This window comes from Pseudotabrizicola formosa, from assembly GCF_002900965.1.
Lineage (GTDB): Bacteria > Pseudomonadota > Alphaproteobacteria > Rhodobacterales > Rhodobacteraceae > Pseudotabrizicola > Pseudotabrizicola formosa.
Genome location: NZ_PJOM01000002.1, coordinates 469,270 through 491,558, shown reverse-complemented (window position 1 = coordinate 491,558; position 22,289 = coordinate 469,270). Strand labels below are relative to the sequence as shown.

The following is a 22,289-nucleotide window of genomic DNA, read 5'->3' as shown; positions in this document are numbered from 1 at the left end:
GCTCCGGCCAAACTATCCGGCGAATGGGCGGGTATGTCAAAGACCTATTGCAAATGGGGGATATTACACCGCCGCCTCTGCCATCACCGATGGCTCGCGCCGGGCCGGACAGCGCGCGCGCGGGCAGATCCGGCACGAGCTGCCGATGGCCAGAACCGCGCCATGACCGGGGTCTGCCGCCCGATACACCTCCTCTGGCAGAATCAGCATCGCCGCTTCGCGCAGCACCGGGCCGGCAAAGCCCTGCGGCAGCCGTGCCTCGCAGATCGACAGCGTGCGGAACTTGCGCAAGCTGCGCCCTGCCGGCTCCACCAGCGCCAGCACCGGCAGCATCGGCCGGGTCAATGCGGCAAAGAGCGGCCACAACGGGCAGGCCGCACCAAAGCGCGGCAGGGCAAAGCCATCAACGGGCTTGCGAAACAGCAAGGTGCCCGAGGCATCGCAGATCACCAGCCCCGCCTGTGATCCGGGCAACAGCGCCAGCCGCCGCATCACCGCCAGCACCGGCAGACCATGCCGCTGCGCCAAAAGGCAGGGGTCGTCCTCGCCCGCCTCCAGCGCATGGCGCAAGGCGGCATCCGGCAACAGCCGGAAATCCGCCTCTGCCTGCCGCAGGAAGGACGCCCCCAGCGACCGTGCCGCAGCCGAGGCAAGCCCCCCGACCTCTGCCATCAGCAGGTCCATCCCCTCTTGCCGCGCCAGCTCTGACAGCTGCCAGCCGCGCGCCGAAAGCCAGCTTTCCACCTCTTCCTGCGGAGCCGCAAGGCCCGCATCCACCGCCGTTTCCGGCCCGTCCAGATAGGCCACCAAGGCCTCGGCCCCGGTGGCCAGCCGTTCACTGTCCTGATGCAGATTGCGGTGAAACCGCGCGCGCCATTCGGGGTCGATATCATCGGTATCGGCCAGAATGGCGGCGGTGGACCGCACCGAGGCCAGCGCCGACAGCACCTCATGCAACGACGCCGACAGATGCGGGTCATGGGTCAGCCGGTCATTCAGCGCACCGACCGCGCGTTCCAACTGTGCCGCCCGGTGATGCTGCGCCGCCAGCACAGCGGCCCAGCCCGGAAAGCGCCCGGCAAAATCCTCGATCCGGTCCAGCTCGGGCTGCACCCCCGGGGTGGTGGCGGCCGCCGCACGCAGATCATCAATCAGCACCCCGCCCGCACCCTCGGCCAGGATCGCGCTGTCCGTGCCCAGCACCCCGGCCAGCCGCGCCAGCACCTCTGTCCCCACCCGGCGGCGGTTGTGTTCGATCAGGTTCAGATAGCTGGCCGAAATCCCCGCCGCCTGCGCCACATCGCCCTGCCGCAACCCCAGCGCCAGCCGCCGCTCCCGGATCAGGCTGCCGGTCAGGCTGGCAGAAGAGGTCTGACTGTTGGGCATGGCGCTCCACCGGCTGGCATGCGCCATCTTTACAATCATCAGTGAAGTTTACAATCGCTTGTTAAGATGCCAGCCCCGCCCCAGGGGGCGCGCCTCTTGCCTCGCCCGCACGCCCGCACAAGGTGCCATACCCAAGCCATACCTGCTCCATACGTGAACCAGACGCAGGCCATACCCGGAAAACGGCCCCTCAGGGGGCCAGCAACCGCGCATAGAGCGTTTCCAGAAACGCCCCCGCCTCGGCATAGGGGTCATGGCCCTCGCCCAGCACGCTGCGCACCTGCACGTCGAAATCGGCATAATGCTGGGTCAGCGCCCAGATCGAAAACACCAGATGCACCGGGTCCAGCCGGGCAATCCGCCCCTCATCCATCCACTGCCGCAAAACACCGGCCTTTTCCGCCACCAGCGCCGTCAGCTCGCCCTCAATCGCCTCGCGCATGCGCGGGGCGCCTTGCAGGATCTCGATGGCGAAGAGCCTGCTTTCACGGGGATAATTCCGGCTCAGCTGCAGCTTGCGGCGCATATAGCCCATCACCTCGGCCACCGGATCGCCCTTGGCATCCATCTCGCGCAACGGATCAAGCCAGGTGTCCAGCAGCCGGGTCAGCAAGGTCTGGTGGATCGCCTCTTTTGACGGGAAATAATACAGCAGATTGGGCTTCGACAGCCCCGCCACCTCGGCAATCTGGTCCAGCGTCGCCCCCCGGAAGCCTTGGGACGAAAAGACCTCAAGTGCCGCCTCAAGAATGGTTTCCGAATTTCGCAGCTGGATACGGGTCTTGGGTCTGGGCATTGTGTCGTCAATCCTGAGGCCGGCAGGTCAGAGTGGCGCAGAACGCGCGCTCTTGCAATTGGCAGAACGGCGGCGGGCTGTGCTAAGATCATGCAGATCCGGGCGCAGACTTGACTGGCCGTCCCGGGCTGATAGCAACATCTGACCACCCGGTCAAAACCCATCCGCGCGCCGCAAGGCCGCCCCAACAGGAACCCCGATGCCATGGCGCTGGACCGCAAAGCCCCCAATGACCTGAACGCCTTCTGGATGCCCTTCACCGCCAACCGCCAGTTCAAGAAGAACCCGCGGATGTTCGTGGCGGCCAAGGACATGCATTACACCACATCCGATGGCCGTCAGGTGCTGGATGGCACGGCGGGTCTGTGGTGCTGCAACGCGGGCCATTGCCGGCCCAAGATCACCGAGGCAATCCAGCGGCAGGCAGCAGAGCTTGATTACGCCCCGGCGTTCCAGATGGGCCATCCGGTCGCCTTCGAACTGGCCAACCGCATTGTCGAGATTGCGCCACAGGGCATCGAGCATGTGTTCTACACCAACTCCGGCTCGGAAAGCGTTGAAACGGCGCTGAAACTTGCCATCGCCTATCACCGCGCCAAGGGGCAGGCCACGCGCACCCGGCTGATCGGGCGCGAACGGGGCTATCATGGCGTGAATTTCGGCGGTATCTCGGTGGGGGGCATCGTCAACAACCGGCGGCATTTTGGCAGTCTTCTCAACGGGGTGGACCATCTTCCTCACACACATCTGCCCGACCAGAACCGCTGGTCCCGCGGCCAGCCGGACCATGGCGCATGGCTGGCCGATGATCTGGAAAAGCTGGTGGCGCTGCACGGCGCGGAAACCATTGCGGCGGTGATTGTCGAGCCTGTGGCCGGGTCCACCGGCGTGATCCTGCCGCCAAAGGGCTATCTGGAAAAGCTGCGCGCCATCACCAAAAAACACGGCATCCTGTTGATTTTCGATGAGGTGATCACCGGGTTTGGCCGCCTTGGCGCGCCCTTCGCGTCGCAGTATTTCGACGTGCTGCCCGACATGATGACCACCGCCAAGGGCCTAACCAATGGCGTCATCCCCATGGGCGCGGTGCTGACCACGGCGGATGTCCATGATGCCTTCATGGACGGGCCCGAACACATGATCGAACTGTTCCACGGCTATACCTATTCCGGCAACCCCATCGCCTCGGCTGCCGGGATCGCCACGCTGGAGACCTACAAAGAGGAATCGCTGTTCGAGCGCGCCGCCGAAATCGCGCCCTATTGGGAAGAAGCGCTGCATTCCTTGCGCGACTCACGCCATGTGATCGACGTGCGCAACATGGGGTTGATCGGCGCGGTGGAACTTGACCCGATTGCGGGAGAGCCTACAAAACGGGCATTCAGCGCCTTTCTTGCGGCCTATGACAAGAATATCCTGATCCGCACCACCGGCGATATCATCGCGATGTCGCCGCCGCTGATGATCAGCAAGCCGCAGATCGACACCTTGATCGGCACCCTGGCCGATGTCCTCAGCACGCTGGACTGACCGGTCCACACCCAAGACCGCCGGGGCGCATGGCGCCGCCCCGGCAAACTTGCGACCATCCCCTCCCATCAGATGTCGAGGGCGGGCGCGCCTTCGAAAAATGCCTCGTTCTCGCAGCGGATCCGGCGCACCTGCTCTTTGATGCGTGACAGGTGCACATGCATGGCCGCAATCGCAGCCTCCGGGTTGCGCGCGCGCAACGCCTCCATCACCTTGAGATGATCGCCGAAAGCGTCCTGTGATGCAAAGGACAGCGACAGGAAACGCACCCTGTCCATATGTGCCTTGTTCTCGCGGATGATATCCCAGGCAAAGCCATGGCCGCTGCGTTCACAGATTTCGCGGTGAAAGAGGTCATCGAGCGCATGAAACCCCATGGCATCGCGCGCCTTGACCGCGTCGCGCTGCTGATCGATCACCCGGTCCAACGCGGCAAAATCACCCTCGTCCAACCGCTCGCAGGCCATGCGCACGGTTTGCGCCTCGATGGCGGCACGGATGAACCGCGCCTGCATCACCGCCGCTTCGGAAATCGCCGATACAACCGTGGCGCGCTGCGGGCGGATGGTCAGAAAGCCCAGGGTCGACAGCCGGTAGAAGGCATCGCGGACAGGCTGGCGCGACACGCCCATGATGCGCGCCACATCCACCTCTGACACTTTGGTGCCCGGCGGCAGATCGAGTGACAGGATCTGTCGGTGCAGCTCTTCAAACACCGCATCGGTCACGGAAGGCCGCTGCACCGGCTCTGACAATTTCAGCAGCGTGCTTTCCATGGTTCGCTCCGTTGACAGCTTTCGCATACTAGCATATTAGTTTACGGGTGCGTTGAAAAGAGCTTTCGCCATTGACGCATTTCGGGAGGGGATTACCGCGTGGCATTGCTGGACAAAGACCGTCTTTTTCCGATCGACTCGGGGGCGCGTGGCCTGGCCCGCGCCTTGTATGAAACGGTTTGCACGCTGCCGATCATCAGCCCCCATGGGCACACCGATCCGCGCTGGTACGCCACCAATGACGCCTTCCCTGACCCGGCACAGCTGTTTGTGACCCCCGACCACTACGTCTTTCGCATGCTGTGTTCGCAGGGCATCGCGCTGACCGATCTGGGGGTGCCCCGGGCCGATGGCGGGCCCACGCAAACCGATGGTCGCAAGATCTGGCAGCTGTTTGCGCAGAATTATCACCTGTTCCGGGGGACGCCGTCGCGGATGTGGCTGGACCATGCCTTCGAGACGATCTTCGGGTTTGACACGCCCTTGTCCGGTGACACCGCCGATGCCTATTACGACCGTATCGCCACCGCCCTTGCCACGCCGGAGTTCCGCCCGCGCGCCTTGTATGATCGGTTCAAGATCGAGGTGATTTCCACCACCGACGGCGCGCTGGATGATCTGGGCTGGCACCAGCAGATCCGCGACTCGGGTTGGACCGGCAGGGTGATCCCAGCCTATCGCCCAGATGCGGTGGTCGATCCCGAGTTCGACGGGTTTGCAAGGAACGTCGCGCAACTGGGCGAGATGACAGGCGAAAACACGGCGACATGGGCTGGCTATCTGGCCGCGCACCGTGCCCGAAGGGCCTATTTCAAGACCTTCGGCTGCACCTCTTCTGACCATGGCCACGCCACTGCGCGCACGATGGACCTGCCGCAGGATCAAGCGGCGCTGCTGTTTGAAAAGGCCCTGCGGGGGGAATGCACCGCCGAAGATGCGGATGCCTTCCGCGGCCAGATGCTGACCGAGATGGCGCGGATGAGCCTGGAGGACGGGCTGGTGCTGCAGATCCACCCCGGCAGCCGGCGCAACCACTCTGACCCGATGCTGGCCATGTTCGGCCGCGACAAGGGCTTCGATATTCCCGGCCGCACCGATTATGTCGCCGCCCTGCGCCCGCTGCTCAATGCGGTGGGGATGGACCCCCGGCTCTCGGTGATCGTCTTTACCCTGGACGAAACGGCCTATGCCCGCGAACTGGCCCCCTTGGCCGGGGTCTATCCTGCCCTGAAGCTCGGGCCGGCGTGGTGGTTCCACGACAGCCCGGAAGGGATGCGCCGGTTCCGCGAGATGACGACGGAAACCGCAGGTTTTTACAACACCGTGGGGTTCAACGACGATACCCGCGCCTATCTGTCGATCCCCGCGCGCCATGATGTGGCCCGCCGGGTGGATTGTGCCTTTCTGGCCACGCTGGTGCGCACCGGCAGGCTGTCCGAGACTGACGCATACGAGGTCGCACATGACCTTGCATACCGGCTTGCAAAGCAGGCCTACCGGCTGTGAAGCCTTTCAACGGGAGGAGACTACAATGAAAAAGTTAAACACCATGGCCGCTGCCCTGCTGGCATCGGTTGCCTTTGCCGGGGCCGCCTTCGCCGAATGCGAGCTGACCCTGAAATCATCCGACACCCACCCGGACGGCTACCCCACGGTTGCCGCCGTCAACCATATGGGCGAGCTGCTCAAAGAGCGCAGCGGCGGGCGGATCTGCGTTGAGGTGTTCCACTCGGCCCAGCTGGGCGAGGAAAAGGACACGATCGAGCAGACCAAATTCGGGGTGATCGATTTCAACCGCGTCTCGATGGGGCCGTTCAACAACATCATCGAGGAAACCAAGGTCGTCTCGCTCCCCTTCATCTTCCGCGGCACCGACCACATGCACCGCGTGATGGACGGACCCATCGGCGATGAGATCCTGGCCGCGTTTGAGCCGCATGGCTTTGTCGGCCTGGCCTATTTCGACGGTGGCTCGCGCTCGTTCTACAACAAGTCGAAACCGATCACCTCGGTGGATGACCTGAAGGGCATGAAGATCCGTGTCATGCAGTCGGATGTCTTTGTTGACATGATGACCGCGCTGGGGGCCAATGCCACGCCGATGCCCTATGGCGAGGTCTATTCCGGCATCCAGACCGGCGTGATCGACGGCGCGGAAAACAACTGGCCATCCTTCGAATCCTCGGGCCACTATGAGGTTGCAGGCTATTACACGCTGAACGAGCACCTGATCGTGCCTGAGGTGCTGGTGATGTCGAAGGTGAGCTATGACAAGCTGAGCCCGGAAGATCAGGCACTGGTCAAGCAGGCGGCAAAGGATTCGATCGCGGTCAACCGCGAGCTTTGGGCCGCGCGCGAGAAAGAGTCGGAAGAAAAAGTCCGTGCCGCCGGCGTGGAAGTGATTTCCGAGATCGACAAGACCCCGTTCATCGAAGCGATGGTCCCGGTCTATGAAAAGCACGCCAATACGCCGAAGCTGCAGGATCTGGTCACCCGCATCCAGGCGACCGAGTAACTGAACCGTCGGAACCGGGGGCTTCGCGCCCCCGGACCCCCGCGGGATATTTAAGAACAGATAATGAGCGCCGCATGCGGCAGGGGGCCTTGATGCAACCGGGTTTGTTACGTCTGGCCGTCTGGCTGGGCTATGTCGCCAAGGCGGCGCTGTGGGTGGCGGGGGCCGGGCTGGTCCTGATGACCGCCATCATCGGCGCGCAGGTGTTTTTCCGCTATCTGCTGAATGATTCCATCATCTGGAGCGAACCGGCGGCGGTGATCCTGATGGGCTGGTTCATCTTTCTGGGGGCGGCTGTCGGCATCCGCGAAGGCTATCATCTGTCGTTTGATGTGATGCTGTACCTGGTGTCCGAGCGGGTCAAGCTGATCCTGTATTCGATATCAGATCTTGTGGTGGCCGCCTTTGGTTTTGGCATGGTCTGGTTCGGCTGGCAGCTGATGGCCTCGGCTTACGGGATTACCCTGCCCTCTCTGGGCATCACCGGGGCGGTGGATTTCATGCCGCTGGTGGTCGGCGGGGTATTGATGGTGATTTTCTCGCTCGAACGGCTGGCACGACGGGCGGCCGGGCTGCCGACGGCCCGTTTTGGTGAAACCGAGCTGGAAGAGGTGGCGTGATGGAGCTTTGGGTTCTTTTCGGCACCTTCGGGGTGCTGCTGGCGATCGGGACACCGGTGGCCTTCTGCCTTGGCGTGTCGAGCTTTGCCACCGTCCTCTACCTTGGCCTGCCGCCGGTGGTGGTCTTTCAGCGGCTCAATTCCGGCGTGTCGGTCTTTGCGCTGATGGCAATCCCGTTCTTCATCTTTGCCGGTGAGGTGATGGTGCGCGGCGACATTGCGCGGCGGCTGATCGCGGTTGCCGGGGCGGCTGTCGGGCATTTCCGGGGTGGGCTGGGGCAAGTGAACATCGCGTCATCCGTGCTGTTCGGGGGCATCTCCGGCTCGGCGGCGGCGGATGCCTCGGCCATCGGCGGGCTGATGGTGCCGCAGATGAAAGAGCGCGGCTATGACGTTGATTATGCGGTGAACATCACCGTGGTCAGTTCGATCATCGCGCTGATGATCCCGCCAAGCCACAACATGATCATCTATTCGATCTCGGCGGGCGGACGGCTGTCGATTGCCGATCTGTTCACGGCGGGCATCATCCCCGGCCTGTTGCTGGCGCTTTCCCTTGCTGCTGCCGCCTGGTGGGTGGCGCGCAAGAAGAACTACCCGACCGAAGCCTTTCCCGGCTGGTCGATGCTGGGCCTGTTGCTGGTGAATGCGCTGCCGGGGCTGTTTTTGATCTTCATCATCTTTGCCGGGGTCCGGTCCGGTGTGTTCACCGCATCGGAATCGTCCTGTATTGCCGCGATCTATGCCTTGGGCGTGACCACTTTGGCCTATCGCACCATGGGCTGGAATGATTTTGTGGGGGCCGTCAAGGCAGCGGTGCGCACCACTGCCATGGTGCTGCTGGTGATCGGTTGCGCGGCGTCTTTCGGTTGGCTGCTGGCCTATCTGCAAGTGCCCTCTGCCATGATCGCCCTGATGCAGAGCCTGAGCGACAACCCCATCGTGATCCTGCTCTTGATCAACGTGATCCTGCTTATCCTTGGCACCTTCATGGACATGAGCCCGCTGATCGTGATCACCACGCCGATCTTTCTGCCGGTCGCCGCCGCCTTTGGGGTCGATCCGGTGCATTTCGGGGTGATCCTGATCCTGAATCTGGGCATCGGGCTGTGCACTCCGCCGGTGGGCGCGGTGCTGTTCGTGGGCTGCGCGGTGGGGCGGATTTCCGTCTGGCAGGCGGTGCGCACGATCTGGCCGTTCTATGGCGCGGCCTTTGCCACCTTGATGCTTGTCACCTATATTCCGGCGCTGTCCCTGTGGCTGCCCGCCCTGTTCCGTTGAGGTGCCATGAGCTTTCCCGTCGTTGAAACCGGTGAAAACGTCACCCGTCAGGTGCTGGCCGATGCGCCAGAGCTGATGACCGTGGCCTTCCGCTTTGCTGCCGAGGGCGCAGAGGGGGCGCTGCACCACCACAGCCATGTGCAATCAACCTTTGTGCAATCGGGGCGGTTTCGGTTCACCATCGTCGACCGCACGTTCGAGGTCGGCCCGGGCGATGCCTTTGTCATCCCCTCCAATGCGGTTCATGGCTGCGTCTGCCTTGAACCCGGCACGTTGATCGACGGGTTTACCCCCCGCCGTGATGATTTTCTCTGAAAGGACCACCCTATGCTGACCGTTGAAACCCGCCAGGCGATTTCCGCCACTGAAGCCAAGGGCATGGATACCACTGCCCTGCGCGCGAATTTCCATGGCGAAGGGTTGTTTCAGGACGGCCAGATCCGTCTGCTCTATACCCATTACGACCGGATGATCGTGGGCGGTGCGGTGCCTGCCGGCACTGATCTGGTGCTGGACCATGTGAAAGAATGCGGCACCGCAAGCATTCTGGACCGGCGCGAAATGGGCATTGTAAACATCGGCGGCGATGGGTCGGTGACCGCGGGGGGTGAGACCCATGCGCTGTCCAAGGGCGATGTGCTCTATCTGCCGATGGGCGCGGGGGCGGTGACCTTTTCGGGTCAGGGACGTTTCTACATCAACTCCTGCCCCGCGCATCAGGCCTATCCGGCGCGGCTGATCAAGCTGGAGGACGCCAAGAAGCTGACTCTGGGCGCGGCAGAGACCGTCAACCATCGCACCATCAACCAGTTCATCCACCCCGAGGTGATGACCTCGTGCCAGCTGGTGCTGGGCTACACGCAGTTCCATGGCGGATCGGTCTGGAACACCATGCCCGCCCATCTGCACGACCGGCGGATGGAGGCCTATCTGTATTTCGACATTCCCGAAGGCCAGCGGGTGTTTCATTTCATGGGTGACCCGGCCGAAACCCGGCATCTGGTCATTGCCAATGAAGAGGCCGCGATTTCACCGCCCTGGTCGATCCACTGTGGCGCAGGAACGGCCAGCTATACGTTCATCTGGGCGATGGCGGGCGACAATGTCGATTACCGCGATGTGGAAATGGTGAAGATGGAGGATCTGCGGTGAACCCGTTTTCGCTGGCGGGCCAGACCGCGCTGGTGACCGGGGCCAACACCGGCATCGGTCAGGCGATTGCCGTTTCAATGGCGCGGGCCGGGGCGCATGTGATTGCGGCGGGGCGGTCTTCTTGCGCTGAAACCCTGGCGCTGACCGGGGGCGAGGAACTGACGCTGGATTTCGCCGATCCGATGGCGGCGCGGGAGGTGTTCGCTTCCCGCAGCATCGACATCCTGGTGAACAATGCGGGCATCATTCGCCGCGCGGACGCGGTCGATTTCACCGAAGAAGACTGGGATGCGGTGATGGATGTGAACCTGAAGGCGGTGTTCTTCACGGCCCAGGCCTTCGCCAAGGTGGCCCTGACCCGAGGGGGCGGCAAGATCGTCAACATCGCCTCGCTGCTGTCGTTTCAGGGTGGCATCCGGGTGCCGTCCTATACCGCGTCCAAACATGGCGTCGCGGGGATCACCAAGCTGTTGGCCAATGAATGGGCAGCCAAGGGGATCAACGTCAACGCCATTGCGCCCGGCTATATCGAAACCAACAACACCGAAGCCTTGCGCGCCGACCCTGATCGCAGCCGGTCGATCCTTGAGCGCATCCCCGCCGGTCGCTGGGGCCAAGCCAAGGATATCGGGGAGGCTGCGGTGTTTCTCTCTTCTCCCGCTGCCGCCTATATTCACGGCGCGGTTCTGAACGTCGATGGAGGCTGGCTTGCCCGCTGATCGCCTGACCCGCAGCGCGCGCCCTGTGCCGGTGGGCATCGTCCACCTTGGCCTTGGCGCATTTTTCCGCGCGCATGGCGCGGTCTATATCGAAGAGGCGCTGTCGGCGTCGGGTGGCGATTGGGGCATCCTCGGCGTATCGCTGCAATCACCCACCATGCGCGACCAGCTGACCCCGCAGGGCGGCACCTATATGGCGCTGGAGCTGGGACCGGAAGGCGAGACGCTGCGCCATGTGCAATCGGTGCAGGGCGTGCTGGTGGCGCGTGAGGATGCGCAGGCTGTGCTCGAAGCGATGGCTGATCCCGGTGTGAAGATCGTCAGCCTGACGGTGACGGAAAAAGGGTATTGCCATGAACCGTCTACGGGGAGGCTGAACACCGTGCACCCCGACATCGTTCACGATCTGGCCCATGCCCTGCCCGTCTCGGCCCCCGGCTTTCTGGTGCGCGCCCTTGCGCTGCGCCACGCGCGCGGCCTGCCGCCATTCACCGTGCTGACCTGCGACAACCTGCCCAACAACGGCCAGGTGGTGCGCGGCGTGGTGCTGGATCTGGCCCACGCCATCGACCCGGCCCTTGCGGCGTGGATCGAGGCTGAGGCGAAGTTCCCCTCCACCATGGTGGACCGCATCGTGCCTGCCACCAAGCCCGAGGACATTGCCCGGGTGGCGGCGCTTGCTGGCGCGCATGATGCGGCTCCGGTGATGCATGAACCGTTCCGGCAATGGGTGGTCGAGGATGCGTTCGTCGGTGGCCATCGCCCCGATCTGGCCGCGGCTGGCGTGCAGCTGGTGCGCGATGTGACCGAATTCGAGCACATGAAGCTGCGCATGCTCAACGGCACCCATTCGTCTCTGGCCTATCTGGGCTATCTGTCGGGGCATGAAACCATCGCCGATTGCATGGCGGACCCGGTGCTGGACCAGTTCGTGCAGGCGCTGTGGACGCGGGAAATCATCCCCGCCCTGACCCCGCCCGAAGGCGTCAGCCTGGCCAGTTATGCGCAGGCCCTGCGCGCGCGCTATGCCAACCCCGGAATCCGCCACCGGACATGGCAGATCGCGATGGATGGCAGCCAGAAACTGCCCCAGCGCATCCTTGGCACGCTGGACACCAATTTGGCCGCAGGTCGTCCCTGCCCCGGCCTGATGCTCGCCGTGGCCGCCTGGATGGTCTATGTGCGTGGCACCGATCTGGCCGGTCAGCCAATCGAGGTGAAAGACCCGCTCGCCCCCCGCCTTCGCGACGCCGCCAACAGTGATGATCCGGTGGCCGCGCTGCTCGCCCTGCGCGAGGTGTTTCCGCAAGCCTTGGCCGCCCGATTGGCCGGACCTCTGGGCGATGCCTATGCCGATCTGCTGAACAAGGGTGCGAAGGGCGCAATGCAAGCCCGGTTGTAATCAAGGGGCGGGCGTCCTTGCTGCCCGCCCGCGCCCTGCGCCGCGTCTTGAAAATGATGGAATTTCGTCAGAACGACCTGTCATTTTTCGTCAAGGATGATGGATATCACCACCTGCCCCGTTGACCGGGCCGCCGCTCTGGCACAAGGTCCGCGCAACCCGCAGCAGGGAGGCCGCGCGTGTCTTTCCGGATATCCGCACAAAGCAAGCCTTTCTGTGGCTGCCCTTCAGCATGACCAGACATTCCGGGCCGCGACGCCCGGCCAGAAAGGACCATCATGACCGTCAGATTTGCAATCCTGGGCGCAGGCCGCATCGGCAAGGTACACGCAGGCGCCGTCGCCTCGGTGCCGGGTGCCACGCTGGTTGCCATCGCCGACCCGGTGCCAGACGCTGCCCAAGCCATCAAACACGCCTATGGCTGTGACATCCGCAGCATTGACGCCATCGAGAGCAGCGCTGATGTCGATGCTGTGGTGATCTGCACCCCCACCGACACCCATGCCGACCTGATCGAGCGCTTTGTCCGCGCGGGCAAAGCCGTGTTCTGCGAAAAGCCGGTCGATCTGTCACTGGCCCGGGTCAAGGATTGCATCGCCACGGTCGAGGCCACCAAGGGCACCCTGATGGTAGGTTTCAACCGCCGGTTTGACCCTGATTTCATGGCCGTGAAGGCCGCGATTGACGCTGGTAAAGTCGGCAAGGTTGAAATGGTCACCATCACCAGCCGCGACCCCGGCGCGCCGCCGCCAGACTACATTACCCGATCAGGCGGCATGTTCCGCGACATGACGATCCATGATTTCGACATTGCCCGCTGGTTGCTGGGCGAAGAGGTGACCGAAGTCTTTGCTTCGGCGTCTGTGCTGGTCGACAAGCGTATCGGTGAGCTGGGCGATTTCGATTCCGCCAACGTCATTCTGCGCACGGCATCCGGCACCCAGGCGATCATCACCAACACCCGCCGCGCCGCCTATGGCTATGATCAGCGGATCGAGGTGCTGGGGTCGGAGGGCATGGCCGCCGCAGAAAACCATGGCGAGAACCGCATCACCCTGGCCGATAAATCCGGTTTCCATTCCGCCCCGCTGCTGAACTTCTTCATGTCGCGCTATACAGCCGCCTATGCCAATGAAATTGCGGCCTTTGTCGCGGCAGTCGCCGATGGCGCGCCAACACCCACAACCGGACATGACGGGCTGATGGCGCTTGCCCTTGCCGAGGCGGCGCTGAAATCCATCGCCGAGGGGCGCATGGTCAAGGTCTCCGAGGTGCTGTGATGCGGGATCTTGACCTCATCACCATCGGCCGGTCCTCGGTGGACCTGTACGGCGCGCAGGTCGGCGGGCGTTTGGAGGATATGGCCAGCTTTCAGAAATACGTCGGAGGCAGCCCCACCAACATGTCGGTGGGCACGGCACGTCTGGGGCTGAAATCGGCGCTGCTGACCCGGGTGGGGGATGAGCACATGGGCCGCTTCATCCGCGAACAACTGTCGCGCGAAGGGGTATGCGTCGATGGGGTCAAGACCGATCCGGAGCGGCTGACCGCGCTGGTTTTGCTGGGGATACGGGATGAGCATCGCTTTCCGCTGATCTTCTACCGGGAAAATTGCGCCGATATGGCGCTGTGCGAAGAGGATATCGACCCCGCTTTCATCGCCCGCGCCCGGGCCGTGGTTGCCACCGGCACCCACCTGTCGCACCCGCGCACCGAAGCCGCGGTGCTGAAGGCGCTGCATCTGGCGCGTAAAAATGGCGCGCAGACCGCGCTGGATATCGACTACCGGCCCAACCTCTGGGGGCTGGCGGGGCATGGCGACGGCGAAAGCCGGTTCATCGAATCCGCTGCCGTCACCGCCAAACTGCAGGCGACGCTGCACCTGTTTGACCTGATCGTCGGCACCGAGGAAGAGTTCCACATCGCGGGCGGCAGCACCGATACGATCACCGCCTTGCGTGCGGTACGGGCGGTGAGCGGGGCGACGCTGGTCTGCAAGCGCGGGCCGATGGGCGCAGTGGCCTTTACCGGCGCGGTGCCCGATACGCTGGACGAAGGTGAGGCCGGTCCCGGCTTTCCCATCGAGGTGTTCAACGTGCTGGGGGCCGGTGATGGCTTCATGTCAGGATTGCTGAAAGGCTGGCTGGATGGCGAGGCCTGGCCCGTAGCGCTGAAATACGCCAATGCCTGCGGGGCCTTTGCCGTCAGCCGCCATGGCTGCGCCCCGGCCTATCCATCGTGGGAGGAGTTGCAGTTTTTCTTCAGACGCGGCGTGGTAATTCCGGCCTTGCGGCACGATCAAAAGCTGGAGCAGATCCACTGGTCCACCACCCGCAGCGGCGACTGGCCCGAGATGCGGGTGTTTGCCTTCGACCATCGGATGCAGCTGGAATCTCTGCCCGGCGCGGATGCAAGAAAAATTGGCGCTTTCAAGCAGTTGTGCCTGAAAGCTGCGATTCAGGTTCAACAGGGCCGTCCTGGTTACGGCATCTTGTGCGATAACCGTCTGGGCCGCGATGCCCTGCATGCCGCGGCTGACTCGGGCCTGTGGATCGGGCGCCCCGTGGAATGGCCCGGCTCGCGCCCCCTGACGCTGGAACCCGAGCTTGGGCCAGATTTCGGCGGGCTGTCGGAATGGCCGCTGGCCCATGTGGTCAAGGTGCTGTGTTTCTATCACCCCGATGACACCGACCAGATGAAGGCCGAGCAAGAGGCGACCGTCACCCGCCTGTTCCACGCCGCACGCCGCAACCGGCTGGAGTTTCTGTTGGAGGTGATCCCGTCCAAGGCAGGCCCGGTGACCGACCAGACCACGGCACAAGTGATCCAGCGCTTCTATGATATCGGCGTGTTCCCCGACTGGTGGAAGCTGGAACCGATGCAGACCGCCGCCGGCTGGCAGGCCGCCGTTGACGCGGTCACCCGCAATGATCCGCACACCCGCGGGATCGTGGTGTTGGGCCTGGGCGAGTCGGAAGAGGCGCTTGCCGCCAGCTTTGCCGCCGCCGCCGAGTTTGATCTGGTCAAGGGCTTTGCCGTGGGCCGCACCATCTTTGCCGAGGCCGCACATGGCTTCATGGCGGGCACGATCGCCGCAGATCAAGTGGTCGAGATGATGGCCGCCACCTACACCCGGCTGTGCACCCTGTGGGATGCACAGCGCGCCGCGAAAGGATAGCCCATGGCCACGATCCGACTGACCGCCGCACAGGCGATGATGCGCTATCTGTCCGTGCAAAAGAATGAAGACGGCGAGACTTATCTGGCCGGATGCTGGGCGATCTTTGGCCATGGCAATGTGGCGGGTATTGGTGAAGCCTTGCACGGCCTCAAGGACACATGGCCGACATGGCGCGGCCAGAACGAACAGTCGATGGCGCATACCGCGATCGCCTATGCAAAACAGATGCGGCGCACCCGGGCGATGGCCGTTACCTCCTCGATCGGACCGGGGGCGTTGAACATGGTGACAGCCGCCGCCCTGGCCCATGTGAACCGCTTGCCGGTGCTGCTTATTCCGGGCGATGTGTTTGCCGGGCGCGGACCCGACCCGGTGCTGCAACAGCTGGAAAGCCCGAGCGACGGCAGCCTGTCGGTCAATGATTGCTTTCGCCCCGTCAGCCGCTATTTCGACCGGATCACCCGGCCCGAGCAGTTGCTGACCGCCCTGCCCCGTGCAATGCGCACCATGACCGACCCGGCAGAGTGCGGCCCCGTCACCCTGTCCTTCTGTCAGGACGTGCAGGCCGAAGCCTATGACTGGCCAGAAGCCTTCTTCACACCAAAAGTCTGGCGCATCCGCCGCCCGCATCCCGACCCGGTGGAACTGGACAGCATCGCTGCCCTGATCCGTGCCGCGAAACGGCCCGTGATCATCGCCGGCGGAGGTGTGCATTTTTCGGGTGCCGACGCGGCCCTTGCCGCATTCGCACAGCGCTTTGACATTCCGGTGGTGGAAACGCAGGCCGGGAAGTCGGCGCTTCCATGGGACCACCCGCTGAATTTTGGCCCGGTCGGCGTGACCGGGGCCAGCTCTGCCAATACGGTCTGTGAGAGCGCGGATCTGATCCTTGGCGTTGGCACAAGGTTTCAGGATTTCACCACCGGATCATGGGCCTTGTTCAAGAACAAGGATCGCAAGCTGGTATCAATCAACGTCGCCCCCTATGACGCGATGAAACACGGGGCCGAACCGCTCTGCGCCGATGCGCTTGTGGCCTTGCAGCAATTGCAGGCCGCCCTTGGCGATCACCGCTGCCCCGCCCCGCCCCCCGGCCTGAAAGAGGCATGGTTTGCCGCCGTCGATCCGCTGACCGAGGCACCCGGCGATGGCAATGCCCTGCCCACCGACCAGCAGGTCATTGGCGCTGTACAGCGCGCAAGCCAGTTGGAAACCGTGGTGATGTGCGCCGCAGGCACCATGCCCGGCGAGCTGCACAAGCTGTGGAAAGCCCCGAAACAGGGGGCCTATCACATGGAATACGGGTTCTCCACCATGGGTTATGAAATCGCCGGGGCGATCGGCATCAAACTGGCCCAGCCCGCCCGGGACGTGATCTGCATGGTGGGCGATGGCAGCTATATGATGATGAATTCCGAAATGGCCACGGCTGCGATGATGGGCCTTTCCTTCACCACCGTCATCACCGACAACCGGGGCTATGGCTGCATCAACCGGTTGCAGATGGGCACTGGCGGGGCAGAGTTCAACAATCTTTACGCCCATGCCAATATCACCCATGCGCCGCGCATCGACTTTGCCGCCCATGCGGCAGCGATGGGGGCGGTTTCGGTGAAAGTCGGGAGCATCGCCGCGTTGGAGGCTGCTCTGGCCCGGCGCGACACCGTGGCTGGCCCCTATGTCATCGTCATCGACACCGACCCCTATCCCAGCACCCCGCATGGCGGCCATTGGTGGGAGGTGGCAGTGCCCGAGGTGAGCGCACGCCCGCAAGTGAACTTTGCCCGCCAACAGTATGAAACTCAACGGAAAGACCAAGCATGATCCGCTTTGGAACCAATCCCATCGCCTGGGCCAATGATGATGACCAAAGCATCGGGGCCGATATTCCGACCCATCGCATTCTGGATGAGGCCGGCCGCCAGATCGGCTTTGACGGGATAGAGAATGGTCACCGCTGGCCCGATGATCCCGAAGCCCTGCGCGCATTGCTCGCCGATTACGGGCTGACCTTCATCTCGGGCTGGTATTCCACCAACCTGCTGGTGCAATCGGTCGAAGACGAGATCAATGCCTGTCAAGCGCATCTGACAAAGCTGTTGCACAACGCGTGCAAGGTCATGATCGTCTGCGAAACCTCGAACGCCATCCATGGCGCGGATGTGCCCGTCAACGACCGCCCGCGCCTGACCTCCGATGAAATGCTGGCCTTCGGCAAGAAGCTGGAGGCTTTTGCCGCCTATCTTGCAAGCCAAGGCATCACATTGGTCTACCATCACCACATGGGCACGATTGTTGAGTCGCCCGCAGAGATTGATGCGCTGATGGCGGCCACTGGCCCCCAAACGCACCTGCTTTTCGACGCTGGCCATTGCGCCTTTGGCGGCGGCGATCCGGTGGCGGTGCTGATCCGCCATGCCGCCCGCGTCCGCCATTTCCATGCCAAGAACATCCGTCCGGCCATCACCGCCCAGGTGCGGTCAAAGGGCATGTCCTTCCTGCAGGGCGTGCTGGCCGGGGCTTTCACCGTGCCCGGCGATCAGGAGGGCGGCGTGGATTTCGCCCCGCTTTTGCAGATTTTGGCCGATGTGGGGTATGAAGGCTGGATCGTGATCGAAGCCGAGCAGGACCCGGTGCAGCGCAATCCGCTGCTGTATCAGACCTTGGGTCTGGCGACGCTGAAACGGCTGTCAAAACAGGTTGGGTTGATCCGGAGCTGAGGGCACAGGGGGCTCCGCCCCCCGCCTGCGGCCCCGGGAAGTACTTTGGAGAGGTGCAATATGAACAAGCTGTTGATCAAGCCGCAGGGCACTACCGGCAAGGTGCATGACATCACCCCGGACAGCGCGGGTTGGGGCTATGTCGGGTTCCAGCTCTACCGGCTGGAGGCGGGCGAGACGGCCAGCGGATCGCTGGGCGATCGTGAGGCGATCTTTGTCTTCGTCGAAGGCAAGGGCCAGTTTTCCGGCGGCGGAAAAGACTGGGGCGTGCGCGGCGACCGGATGGATGTCTTTGAAAAGACCCCGCCCCATTGCATCTACCTGCCTGACGGGTCTGATTGGGCGGTAACGGCCACCACACCGCTGACGCTTGCCGTCTGCACCGCACCGGGGACTGGCGGCCATGCCGCCGCCTCCATCGGGCCCCAGGATGTGCCGCAGGTCACCCGCGGCAAGGGCACCAATACCCGCCACATCAATGCGATTGCCATGGAAGAGCGCGACGTGGCCGACAGCCTGCTGGTGACGGAAGTGTTCACGCCCGCAGGTCACTGGTCCAGCTATCCGCCACATCGGCATGACGAAGACAACTTCCCCCATATGACCTATCTGGAGGAAACCTATTACCACCGCCTGAACCCGTCCCAAGGCTTTGGAGTCCAGCGGGTGTTTACCGAAGACGGCACCCTGGACGAAACCATGGCGGTTGCTGATGGCGATGTGGTCCTGGTGCCGCGCGGCCATCACCCCTGCGGTGCGCCTTACGGCTATGAGATGTATTACCTCAATGTCATGGCAGGCCCCCGTCGCAACTGGCGGTTCCAGAACCACCCAGAGCATGACTGGATCGCAAAACGCGACGCCTGACCCTTGTGCAAAGCGGAGGATGGTGGGTAATGACGGACTCGAACCGCCGACATCTTCGGTGTAAACGAAGCGCTCTACCAACTGAGCTAATCACCCGCTGAGTGATCATCTACCGTCTTGGAGGGGGGCTTTCAAGGGTGCTTTTCGCGATATGTCGGGCATCTGCGCAACGCGGCAAGGCATGCGCCCCAAACCAAAAAAGGCGATCCCGACGGGGATCGCCTTTTGGATAAGCGGAAAGATGGTGGGCGATAACGGATTTGAACCGCTGACATCTTCGATGTGAACGAAGCGCTCTACCGCTGAGCTAATCGCCCGATGGCAGCGTCTTAGACGGCTTCGCCTGCCTCTGCAAGAGCCTCTTTTGGCTGTTTCGACTTTGGCGTTCCGGCACTGCGCACCTTGAGCGTCATCATCGAGCGGCCTTCACGATCGACCGATTTGGCCACCCTTACCTTGCCCACGCCGGGCAGGTTCAGCTCCTGCCCTTTGGCGAGTGCGTCGCCCAGAGCGGACAGGGTCGCCTCGACGATGTCCTTGACGCCCTTCTTCTTGCCGCCCGTCGTTTCAGTGACCCGGCTGACCAGTTCGCGCAGCCGCAGCGCAGCACCGCGCGCGTCCTTGCTGTCGGTGGCGGGGGGCGTGTCCTGGTCAGCCAGCCTTGCCGCAGCCACAGGCTCTGCTGCGAGCTTTGGCCTTGGTGCAGGGATGCCCTTCGGGCCGGGTTTCACTGGGGGCTTGCTGGCCATGAAAAACGCTCCGTCTGTCGGTTTGGGAATGAGCTGTGCGGCAGATTAGCCATGATCACGCGCGAATGTCACTGACAAAGACTCAGGCCCGGAGGCAGGACTGGCAAAACCCGTCTGGCATGAAAAAGCGCCCCCGACCGGGGGCGCTTTGAAGGTTCAGACGTGACCCAAGGCTTAATGCGCGGTCTGCGACAGGTGGGACAACTCCCCAGCCCGGCGGGCGGCAGCGGCGGCTTCCTCGGCCGCCTCATCCCATTCGATCGCTTCGGGCTGGCGCACAAGCGCCGCAGCCAGCACTTCGCGGACATGGCTGACAGGAATGATCTTCAATCCCTGCTTCACGTTGTCCGGGATCTCGGCAAGATCCTTTTCGTTTTCCTGCGGGATCAGCACGGTCTTGATGCCGCCGCGCAAGGCCGCCAGCAGTTTCTCCTTCAACCCGCCGATCGGCATGGCATTGCCGCGCAAGGACACCTCACCCGTCATCGCAATGTCGCGCCGCACCGGAATGCCGGTCAGCACCGACACGATAGAGGTCACCATGGCCAGACCGGCCGATGGGCCGTCTTTCGGGGTGGCCCCGTCGGGGACGTGAACGTGAATGTCCATCGTCTCGAACTTCGGCGGTTTCACACCGATCTGCGGGCTGACCGAGCGGACATAGGAAGCGGCGGCATCGATGGATTCCTTCATCACATCGCCCAGCTTGCCCGTGGTCTTCATCCGCCCCTTGCCGGGCAGTTTCAGCGCCTCGATATGCAGCAGATCGCCGCCGACGCTGGTCCAGGCCAGACCGGTCACCACACCGACCTGATCTTCCAGCTCGGCCAAACCATAGCGGTGACGCTGCACGCCAAGGTAGTCTTCCACCTTTGCGGCATCCACCGCCACCGATTTGGTCTTGCCCTTCAGGATATCGGTCACCGCCTTGCGGGCGAGTTTCGCGATTTCCCGCTCAAGGCTGCGCACCCCGGCTTCGCGGGTGTAATACCGGATCACATGGGTCAGTGCCGCGTCATCGACGCTGAACTCACCCTTCTTGAGGCCATTGGCGGCAATCTGCTTGTGCAGCAGGTGCTGCCGCGCAATCTCGCGCTTTTCGTCCTCGGTGTAGCCGGCCAGCGGGATGATCTCCATCCGGTCCATCAACGGGCCGGGCATGTTGTAGCTGTTGGCCGTGGTGATGAACATCACGTTCGACAGGTCGTATTCCACCTCCAAGTAGTGATCGACGAAGGTGCCGTTCTGTTCCGGGTCCAGCACCTCAAGCAAGGCGCTCGCCGGATCGCCGCGGAAATCTTGCCCCATTTTGTCAATTTCATCAAGCAAGATCAACGGGTTGTTGGTCTTGGCCTTTTTCAGGCTTTGGATGATCTTGCCCGGCATCGACCCGATATAGGTCCGCCGGTGACCACGGATTTCCGATTCGTCACGCACACCGCCCAAGGAGATGCGGATGAACTCGCGCCCGGTGGCCTTGGCCACCGACCGGCCCAGCGAGGTTTTGCCCACACCCGGAGGCCCGACAAGGCACAGGATCGGACCTTTGAGTTTGGTCGAGCGCGCCTGCACCGCCAGATATTCGACGATACGCTCCTTGACCTTGTCGAGGCCATGGTGATCAGCGTCCAGCACCTTTTGCGCAGCACCCAGATCTTTCTTGACGCGGGATTTCACATCCCAAGGCACGCCAAGCAGCCAGTCCAGATAATTGCGCACGACGGTCGCCTCGGCGCTCATCGGGCTCATGGACTTGAGCTTCTTGATCTCGGCATCCGCCTTTTCGCGGGCCTCTTTCGACAGTTTGGTGGCGGCAATGCGCGCCTCGAGTTCGGCGATTTCGTTCTGGCCTTCCTCGCCATCGCCCAGTTCGCGCTGGATCGCCTTCATCTGTTCGTTGAGGTAATATTCCCGCTGCGTCTTTTCCATCTGGGTCTTGACGCGCGTCTTGATCTTTTTCTCAACCTGCAGCACGCTCATTTCGCCCTGCATGTGCCCGTAGACCTTTTCCAGCCGCTCAGACACATCCAGCGTTTCCAGCAGTGCCTGCTTCTGGGCGACTTCCACCCCCAGATGGCCCGACACAAGGTCAGCCAAGCGCGCGGGTTCGCGCGTTTCAGACACGGCAGACAGCGCCTCTTCGGGGATGTTCTTCTTGATCTTGGCGTAGCGCTCAAACTCATCCGCCACGGCGCGCAGCATCGCCTCCACCGCCGAGGCATCGCCGGGGGTTTCCGACAAAGGCGCGGCAGTGGCTTCAAAGAAGCTGGCGTTATCGACGAATTCGGTGATCTTCACCCGCGTCTTGCCCTCGACAAGCACCTTGACCGTGCCATCAGGAAGTTTCAGCAATTGAAGAACATTGGCCAGCACGCCGACGCGATAGATGCCATCGGTGGACGGGTCATCAACGGTCGGGTCAATCTGGCTGGACAGCAGGATCTGTTTGTCATCCTGCATCACCTCTTCCAGCGCCCGCACGGATTTTTCACGGCCGACGAACAACGGCACAATCATATGCGGGAACACCACGATATCGCGCAACGGCAGTACCGGGTAGCTGGTCGAAAATTGCTCGCTCATCTTTTGGTATCCT

General features: G+C 63.0%; 19 protein-coding genes and 2 tRNA genes. 14 read left to right on the top strand and 7 right to left on the bottom strand.

Annotated features, from left to right (window positions below; genetic code table 11):
- Positions 1–63: 63 nt before the first annotated feature.
- On the bottom strand, positions 64–1,386 hold the full coding sequence (locus tag CXR43_RS06385) for a helix-turn-helix domain-containing protein (protein ID WP_103334058.1): 1,323 nt from the start codon (positions 1,384–1,386) through the stop codon (positions 64–66).
- Positions 1,387–1,576: 190 nt separating this feature from the next.
- The gene (locus tag CXR43_RS06380; protein WP_103333219.1) at positions 1,577–2,182 is read right to left on the bottom strand and encodes a TetR family transcriptional regulator C-terminal domain-containing protein; all 606 of its coding nucleotides are present in this window, start codon (positions 2,180–2,182) and stop codon (positions 1,577–1,579) included.
- Positions 2,183–2,386: 204 nt separating this feature from the next.
- On the opposite strand from CXR43_RS06380, the gene aptA reads away from it, so the two are divergent.
- Positions 2,387–3,712 carry an omega-aminotransferase AptA gene (aptA, locus tag CXR43_RS06375; protein ID WP_103333218.1) on the top strand — a complete coding sequence of 442 codons (1,326 nt, stop codon included), beginning with the start codon at positions 2,387–2,389 and terminating at the stop codon, positions 3,710–3,712.
- A 68-nt stretch (positions 3,713–3,780) separates the two neighbouring features.
- Here the strand turns inward: aptA and CXR43_RS06370 are convergent, their stop codons facing one another.
- On the bottom strand, positions 3,781–4,488 hold the full coding sequence (locus tag CXR43_RS06370) for a GntR family transcriptional regulator (protein WP_246831291.1): 708 nt from the start codon (positions 4,486–4,488) through the stop codon (positions 3,781–3,783).
- A 99-nt stretch (positions 4,489–4,587) separates the two neighbouring features.
- Between CXR43_RS06370 and uxaC the strand changes: the two genes are divergently transcribed.
- The 13 genes from uxaC (at position 4,588) to iolB (ending at position 18,944) form a co-directional block, all read left to right on the top strand.
- Positions 4,588–5,994, top strand: a complete 1,407-nt coding sequence (gene uxaC, locus CXR43_RS06365; RefSeq protein ID WP_103333216.1) for a glucuronate isomerase — start codon at positions 4,588–4,590, stop codon at positions 5,992–5,994.
- A 25-nt stretch (positions 5,995–6,019) separates the two neighbouring features.
- The gene (locus CXR43_RS06360) at positions 6,020–7,003 is read left to right on the top strand and encodes a TRAP transporter substrate-binding protein (RefSeq protein WP_103333215.1); all 984 of its coding nucleotides are present in this window, start codon (positions 6,020–6,022) and stop codon (positions 7,001–7,003) included.
- Positions 7,004–7,095: 92 nt separating this feature from the next.
- Complete coding sequence (locus tag CXR43_RS06355; RefSeq protein ID WP_103334057.1) at positions 7,096–7,623, top strand: TRAP transporter small permease; 528 nt, start codon at positions 7,096–7,098, stop codon at positions 7,621–7,623.
- Entirely contained in the window at positions 7,623–8,903 is a 1,281-nt protein-coding gene (locus tag CXR43_RS06350) for a TRAP transporter large permease (protein WP_103333214.1), read from the top strand. The genes CXR43_RS06355 and CXR43_RS06350 overlap by 1 nt, the downstream gene beginning before the upstream one ends.
- A 6-nt stretch (positions 8,904–8,909) precedes the next feature.
- Positions 8,910–9,218: a cupin domain-containing protein gene (locus CXR43_RS06345; RefSeq protein ID WP_103333213.1), complete on the top strand. Its 309-nt coding sequence runs from the start codon at positions 8,910–8,912 to the stop codon at positions 9,216–9,218.
- 12 nt (positions 9,219–9,230) lie between these two features.
- On the top strand, positions 9,231–10,055 hold the full coding sequence (gene kduI / locus CXR43_RS06340; protein WP_103333212.1) for a 5-dehydro-4-deoxy-D-glucuronate isomerase: 825 nt from the start codon (positions 9,231–9,233) through the stop codon (positions 10,053–10,055).
- Positions 10,052–10,774 carry a 2-dehydro-3-deoxy-D-gluconate 5-dehydrogenase KduD gene (gene kduD / locus CXR43_RS06335; protein ID WP_103333211.1) on the top strand — a complete coding sequence of 241 codons (723 nt, stop codon included), beginning with the start codon at positions 10,052–10,054 and terminating at the stop codon, positions 10,772–10,774. Before kduI ends, kduD begins: the two co-directional genes overlap by 4 nt.
- Positions 10,764–12,176: a mannitol dehydrogenase family protein gene (locus tag CXR43_RS06330; protein WP_435530786.1), complete on the top strand. Its 1,413-nt coding sequence runs from the start codon at positions 10,764–10,766 to the stop codon at positions 12,174–12,176. The genes kduD and CXR43_RS06330 overlap by 11 nt, the downstream gene beginning before the upstream one ends.
- Positions 12,177–12,454: 278 nt before the next feature.
- Positions 12,455–13,456, top strand: a complete 1,002-nt coding sequence (gene iolG / locus CXR43_RS06325; protein WP_103333209.1) for an inositol 2-dehydrogenase — start codon at positions 12,455–12,457, stop codon at positions 13,454–13,456.
- Entirely contained in the window at positions 13,456–15,354 is a 1,899-nt protein-coding gene (locus CXR43_RS06320; RefSeq protein ID WP_103333208.1) for a bifunctional 5-dehydro-2-deoxygluconokinase/5-dehydro-2-deoxyphosphogluconate aldolase, read from the top strand. Before iolG ends, CXR43_RS06320 begins: the two co-directional genes overlap by 1 nt.
- Before the next feature lie 3 nt (positions 15,355–15,357).
- Positions 15,358–17,181, top strand: a complete 1,824-nt coding sequence (iolD, locus tag CXR43_RS06315) for a 3D-(3,5/4)-trihydroxycyclohexane-1,2-dione acylhydrolase (decyclizing) (protein ID WP_103333207.1) — start codon at positions 15,358–15,360, stop codon at positions 17,179–17,181.
- Positions 17,178–18,077 carry a myo-inosose-2 dehydratase gene (gene iolE / locus CXR43_RS06310; protein WP_103333206.1) on the top strand — a complete coding sequence of 300 codons (900 nt, stop codon included), beginning with the start codon at positions 17,178–17,180 and terminating at the stop codon, positions 18,075–18,077. The genes iolD and iolE overlap by 4 nt, the downstream gene beginning before the upstream one ends.
- A 60-nt stretch (positions 18,078–18,137) precedes the next feature.
- Positions 18,138–18,944 (top strand): 5-deoxy-glucuronate isomerase, encoded by an 807-nt coding sequence (gene iolB, locus CXR43_RS06305; protein WP_103333205.1) that lies wholly within the window; start codon positions 18,138–18,140, stop codon positions 18,942–18,944.
- A gap of 20 nt (positions 18,945–18,964) precedes the next feature.
- Here the strand turns inward: iolB and CXR43_RS06300 are convergent.
- From CXR43_RS06300 to lon, 4 genes are all read right to left on the bottom strand, one after another.
- Positions 18,965–19,040, bottom strand: a tRNA-Val gene (locus tag CXR43_RS06300).
- 146 nt (positions 19,041–19,186) lie between these two features.
- Positions 19,187–19,261 (bottom strand) — tRNA-Val (locus tag CXR43_RS06295).
- Positions 19,262–19,273: 12 nt separating this feature from the next.
- Positions 19,274–19,693, bottom strand: a complete 420-nt coding sequence (locus CXR43_RS06290; protein ID WP_103333204.1) for an HU family DNA-binding protein — start codon at positions 19,691–19,693, stop codon at positions 19,274–19,276.
- 174 nt (positions 19,694–19,867) lie between these two features.
- Positions 19,868–22,276 carry an endopeptidase La gene (gene lon / locus CXR43_RS06285; protein WP_103333203.1) on the bottom strand — a complete coding sequence of 803 codons (2,409 nt, stop codon included), beginning with the start codon at positions 22,274–22,276 and terminating at the stop codon, positions 19,868–19,870.
- Positions 22,277–22,289 lie beyond the last annotated feature (13 nt).

Excerpts from the sequence above, each read along its gene's own strand:
- CXR43_RS06320 (WP_103333208.1), top strand. The coding sequence starts at position 13,456 with ATGCGGGATCTTGACCTCATCACCATCGGCCGGTCCTCGGTGGACCTG.
- aptA (WP_103333218.1), top strand. The coding sequence starts at position 2,387 with ATGGCGCTGGACCGCAAAGCCCCCAATGACCTGAACGCCTTCTGGATG.
- CXR43_RS06350 (WP_103333214.1), top strand. The coding sequence starts at position 7,623 with ATGGAGCTTTGGGTTCTTTTCGGCACCTTCGGGGTGCTGCTGGCGATC.
- CXR43_RS06355 (WP_103334057.1), top strand. The coding sequence starts at position 7,096 with ATGCAACCGGGTTTGTTACGTCTGGCCGTCTGGCTGGGCTATGTCGCC.
- CXR43_RS06345 (WP_103333213.1), top strand. The coding sequence starts at position 8,910 with ATGAGCTTTCCCGTCGTTGAAACCGGTGAAAACGTCACCCGTCAGGTG.
- CXR43_RS06290 (WP_103333204.1), bottom strand. The coding sequence starts at position 19,693 with ATGGCCAGCAAGCCCCCAGTGAAACCCGGCCCGAAGGGCATCCCTGCA.
- CXR43_RS06370 (WP_246831291.1), bottom strand. The coding sequence starts at position 4,488 with ATGGAAAGCACGCTGCTGAAATTGTCAGAGCCGGTGCAGCGGCCTTCC.
- iolG (WP_103333209.1), top strand. The coding sequence starts at position 12,455 with ATGACCGTCAGATTTGCAATCCTGGGCGCAGGCCGCATCGGCAAGGTA.
- lon (WP_103333203.1), bottom strand. The coding sequence starts at position 22,276 with ATGAGCGAGCAATTTTCGACCAGCTACCCGGTACTGCCGTTGCGCGAT.
- kduI (WP_103333212.1), top strand. The coding sequence starts at position 9,231 with ATGCTGACCGTTGAAACCCGCCAGGCGATTTCCGCCACTGAAGCCAAG.
- CXR43_RS06385 (WP_103334058.1), bottom strand. The coding sequence starts at position 1,386 with ATGCCCAACAGTCAGACCTCTTCTGCCAGCCTGACCGGCAGCCTGATC.
- CXR43_RS06380 (WP_103333219.1), bottom strand. The coding sequence starts at position 2,182 with ATGCCCAGACCCAAGACCCGTATCCAGCTGCGAAATTCGGAAACCATT.
- CXR43_RS06360 (WP_103333215.1), top strand. The coding sequence starts at position 6,020 with ATGAAAAAGTTAAACACCATGGCCGCTGCCCTGCTGGCATCGGTTGCC.
- iolE (WP_103333206.1), top strand. The coding sequence starts at position 17,178 with ATGATCCGCTTTGGAACCAATCCCATCGCCTGGGCCAATGATGATGAC.
- iolB (WP_103333205.1), top strand. The coding sequence starts at position 18,138 with ATGAACAAGCTGTTGATCAAGCCGCAGGGCACTACCGGCAAGGTGCAT.
- iolD (WP_103333207.1), top strand. The coding sequence starts at position 15,358 with ATGGCCACGATCCGACTGACCGCCGCACAGGCGATGATGCGCTATCTG.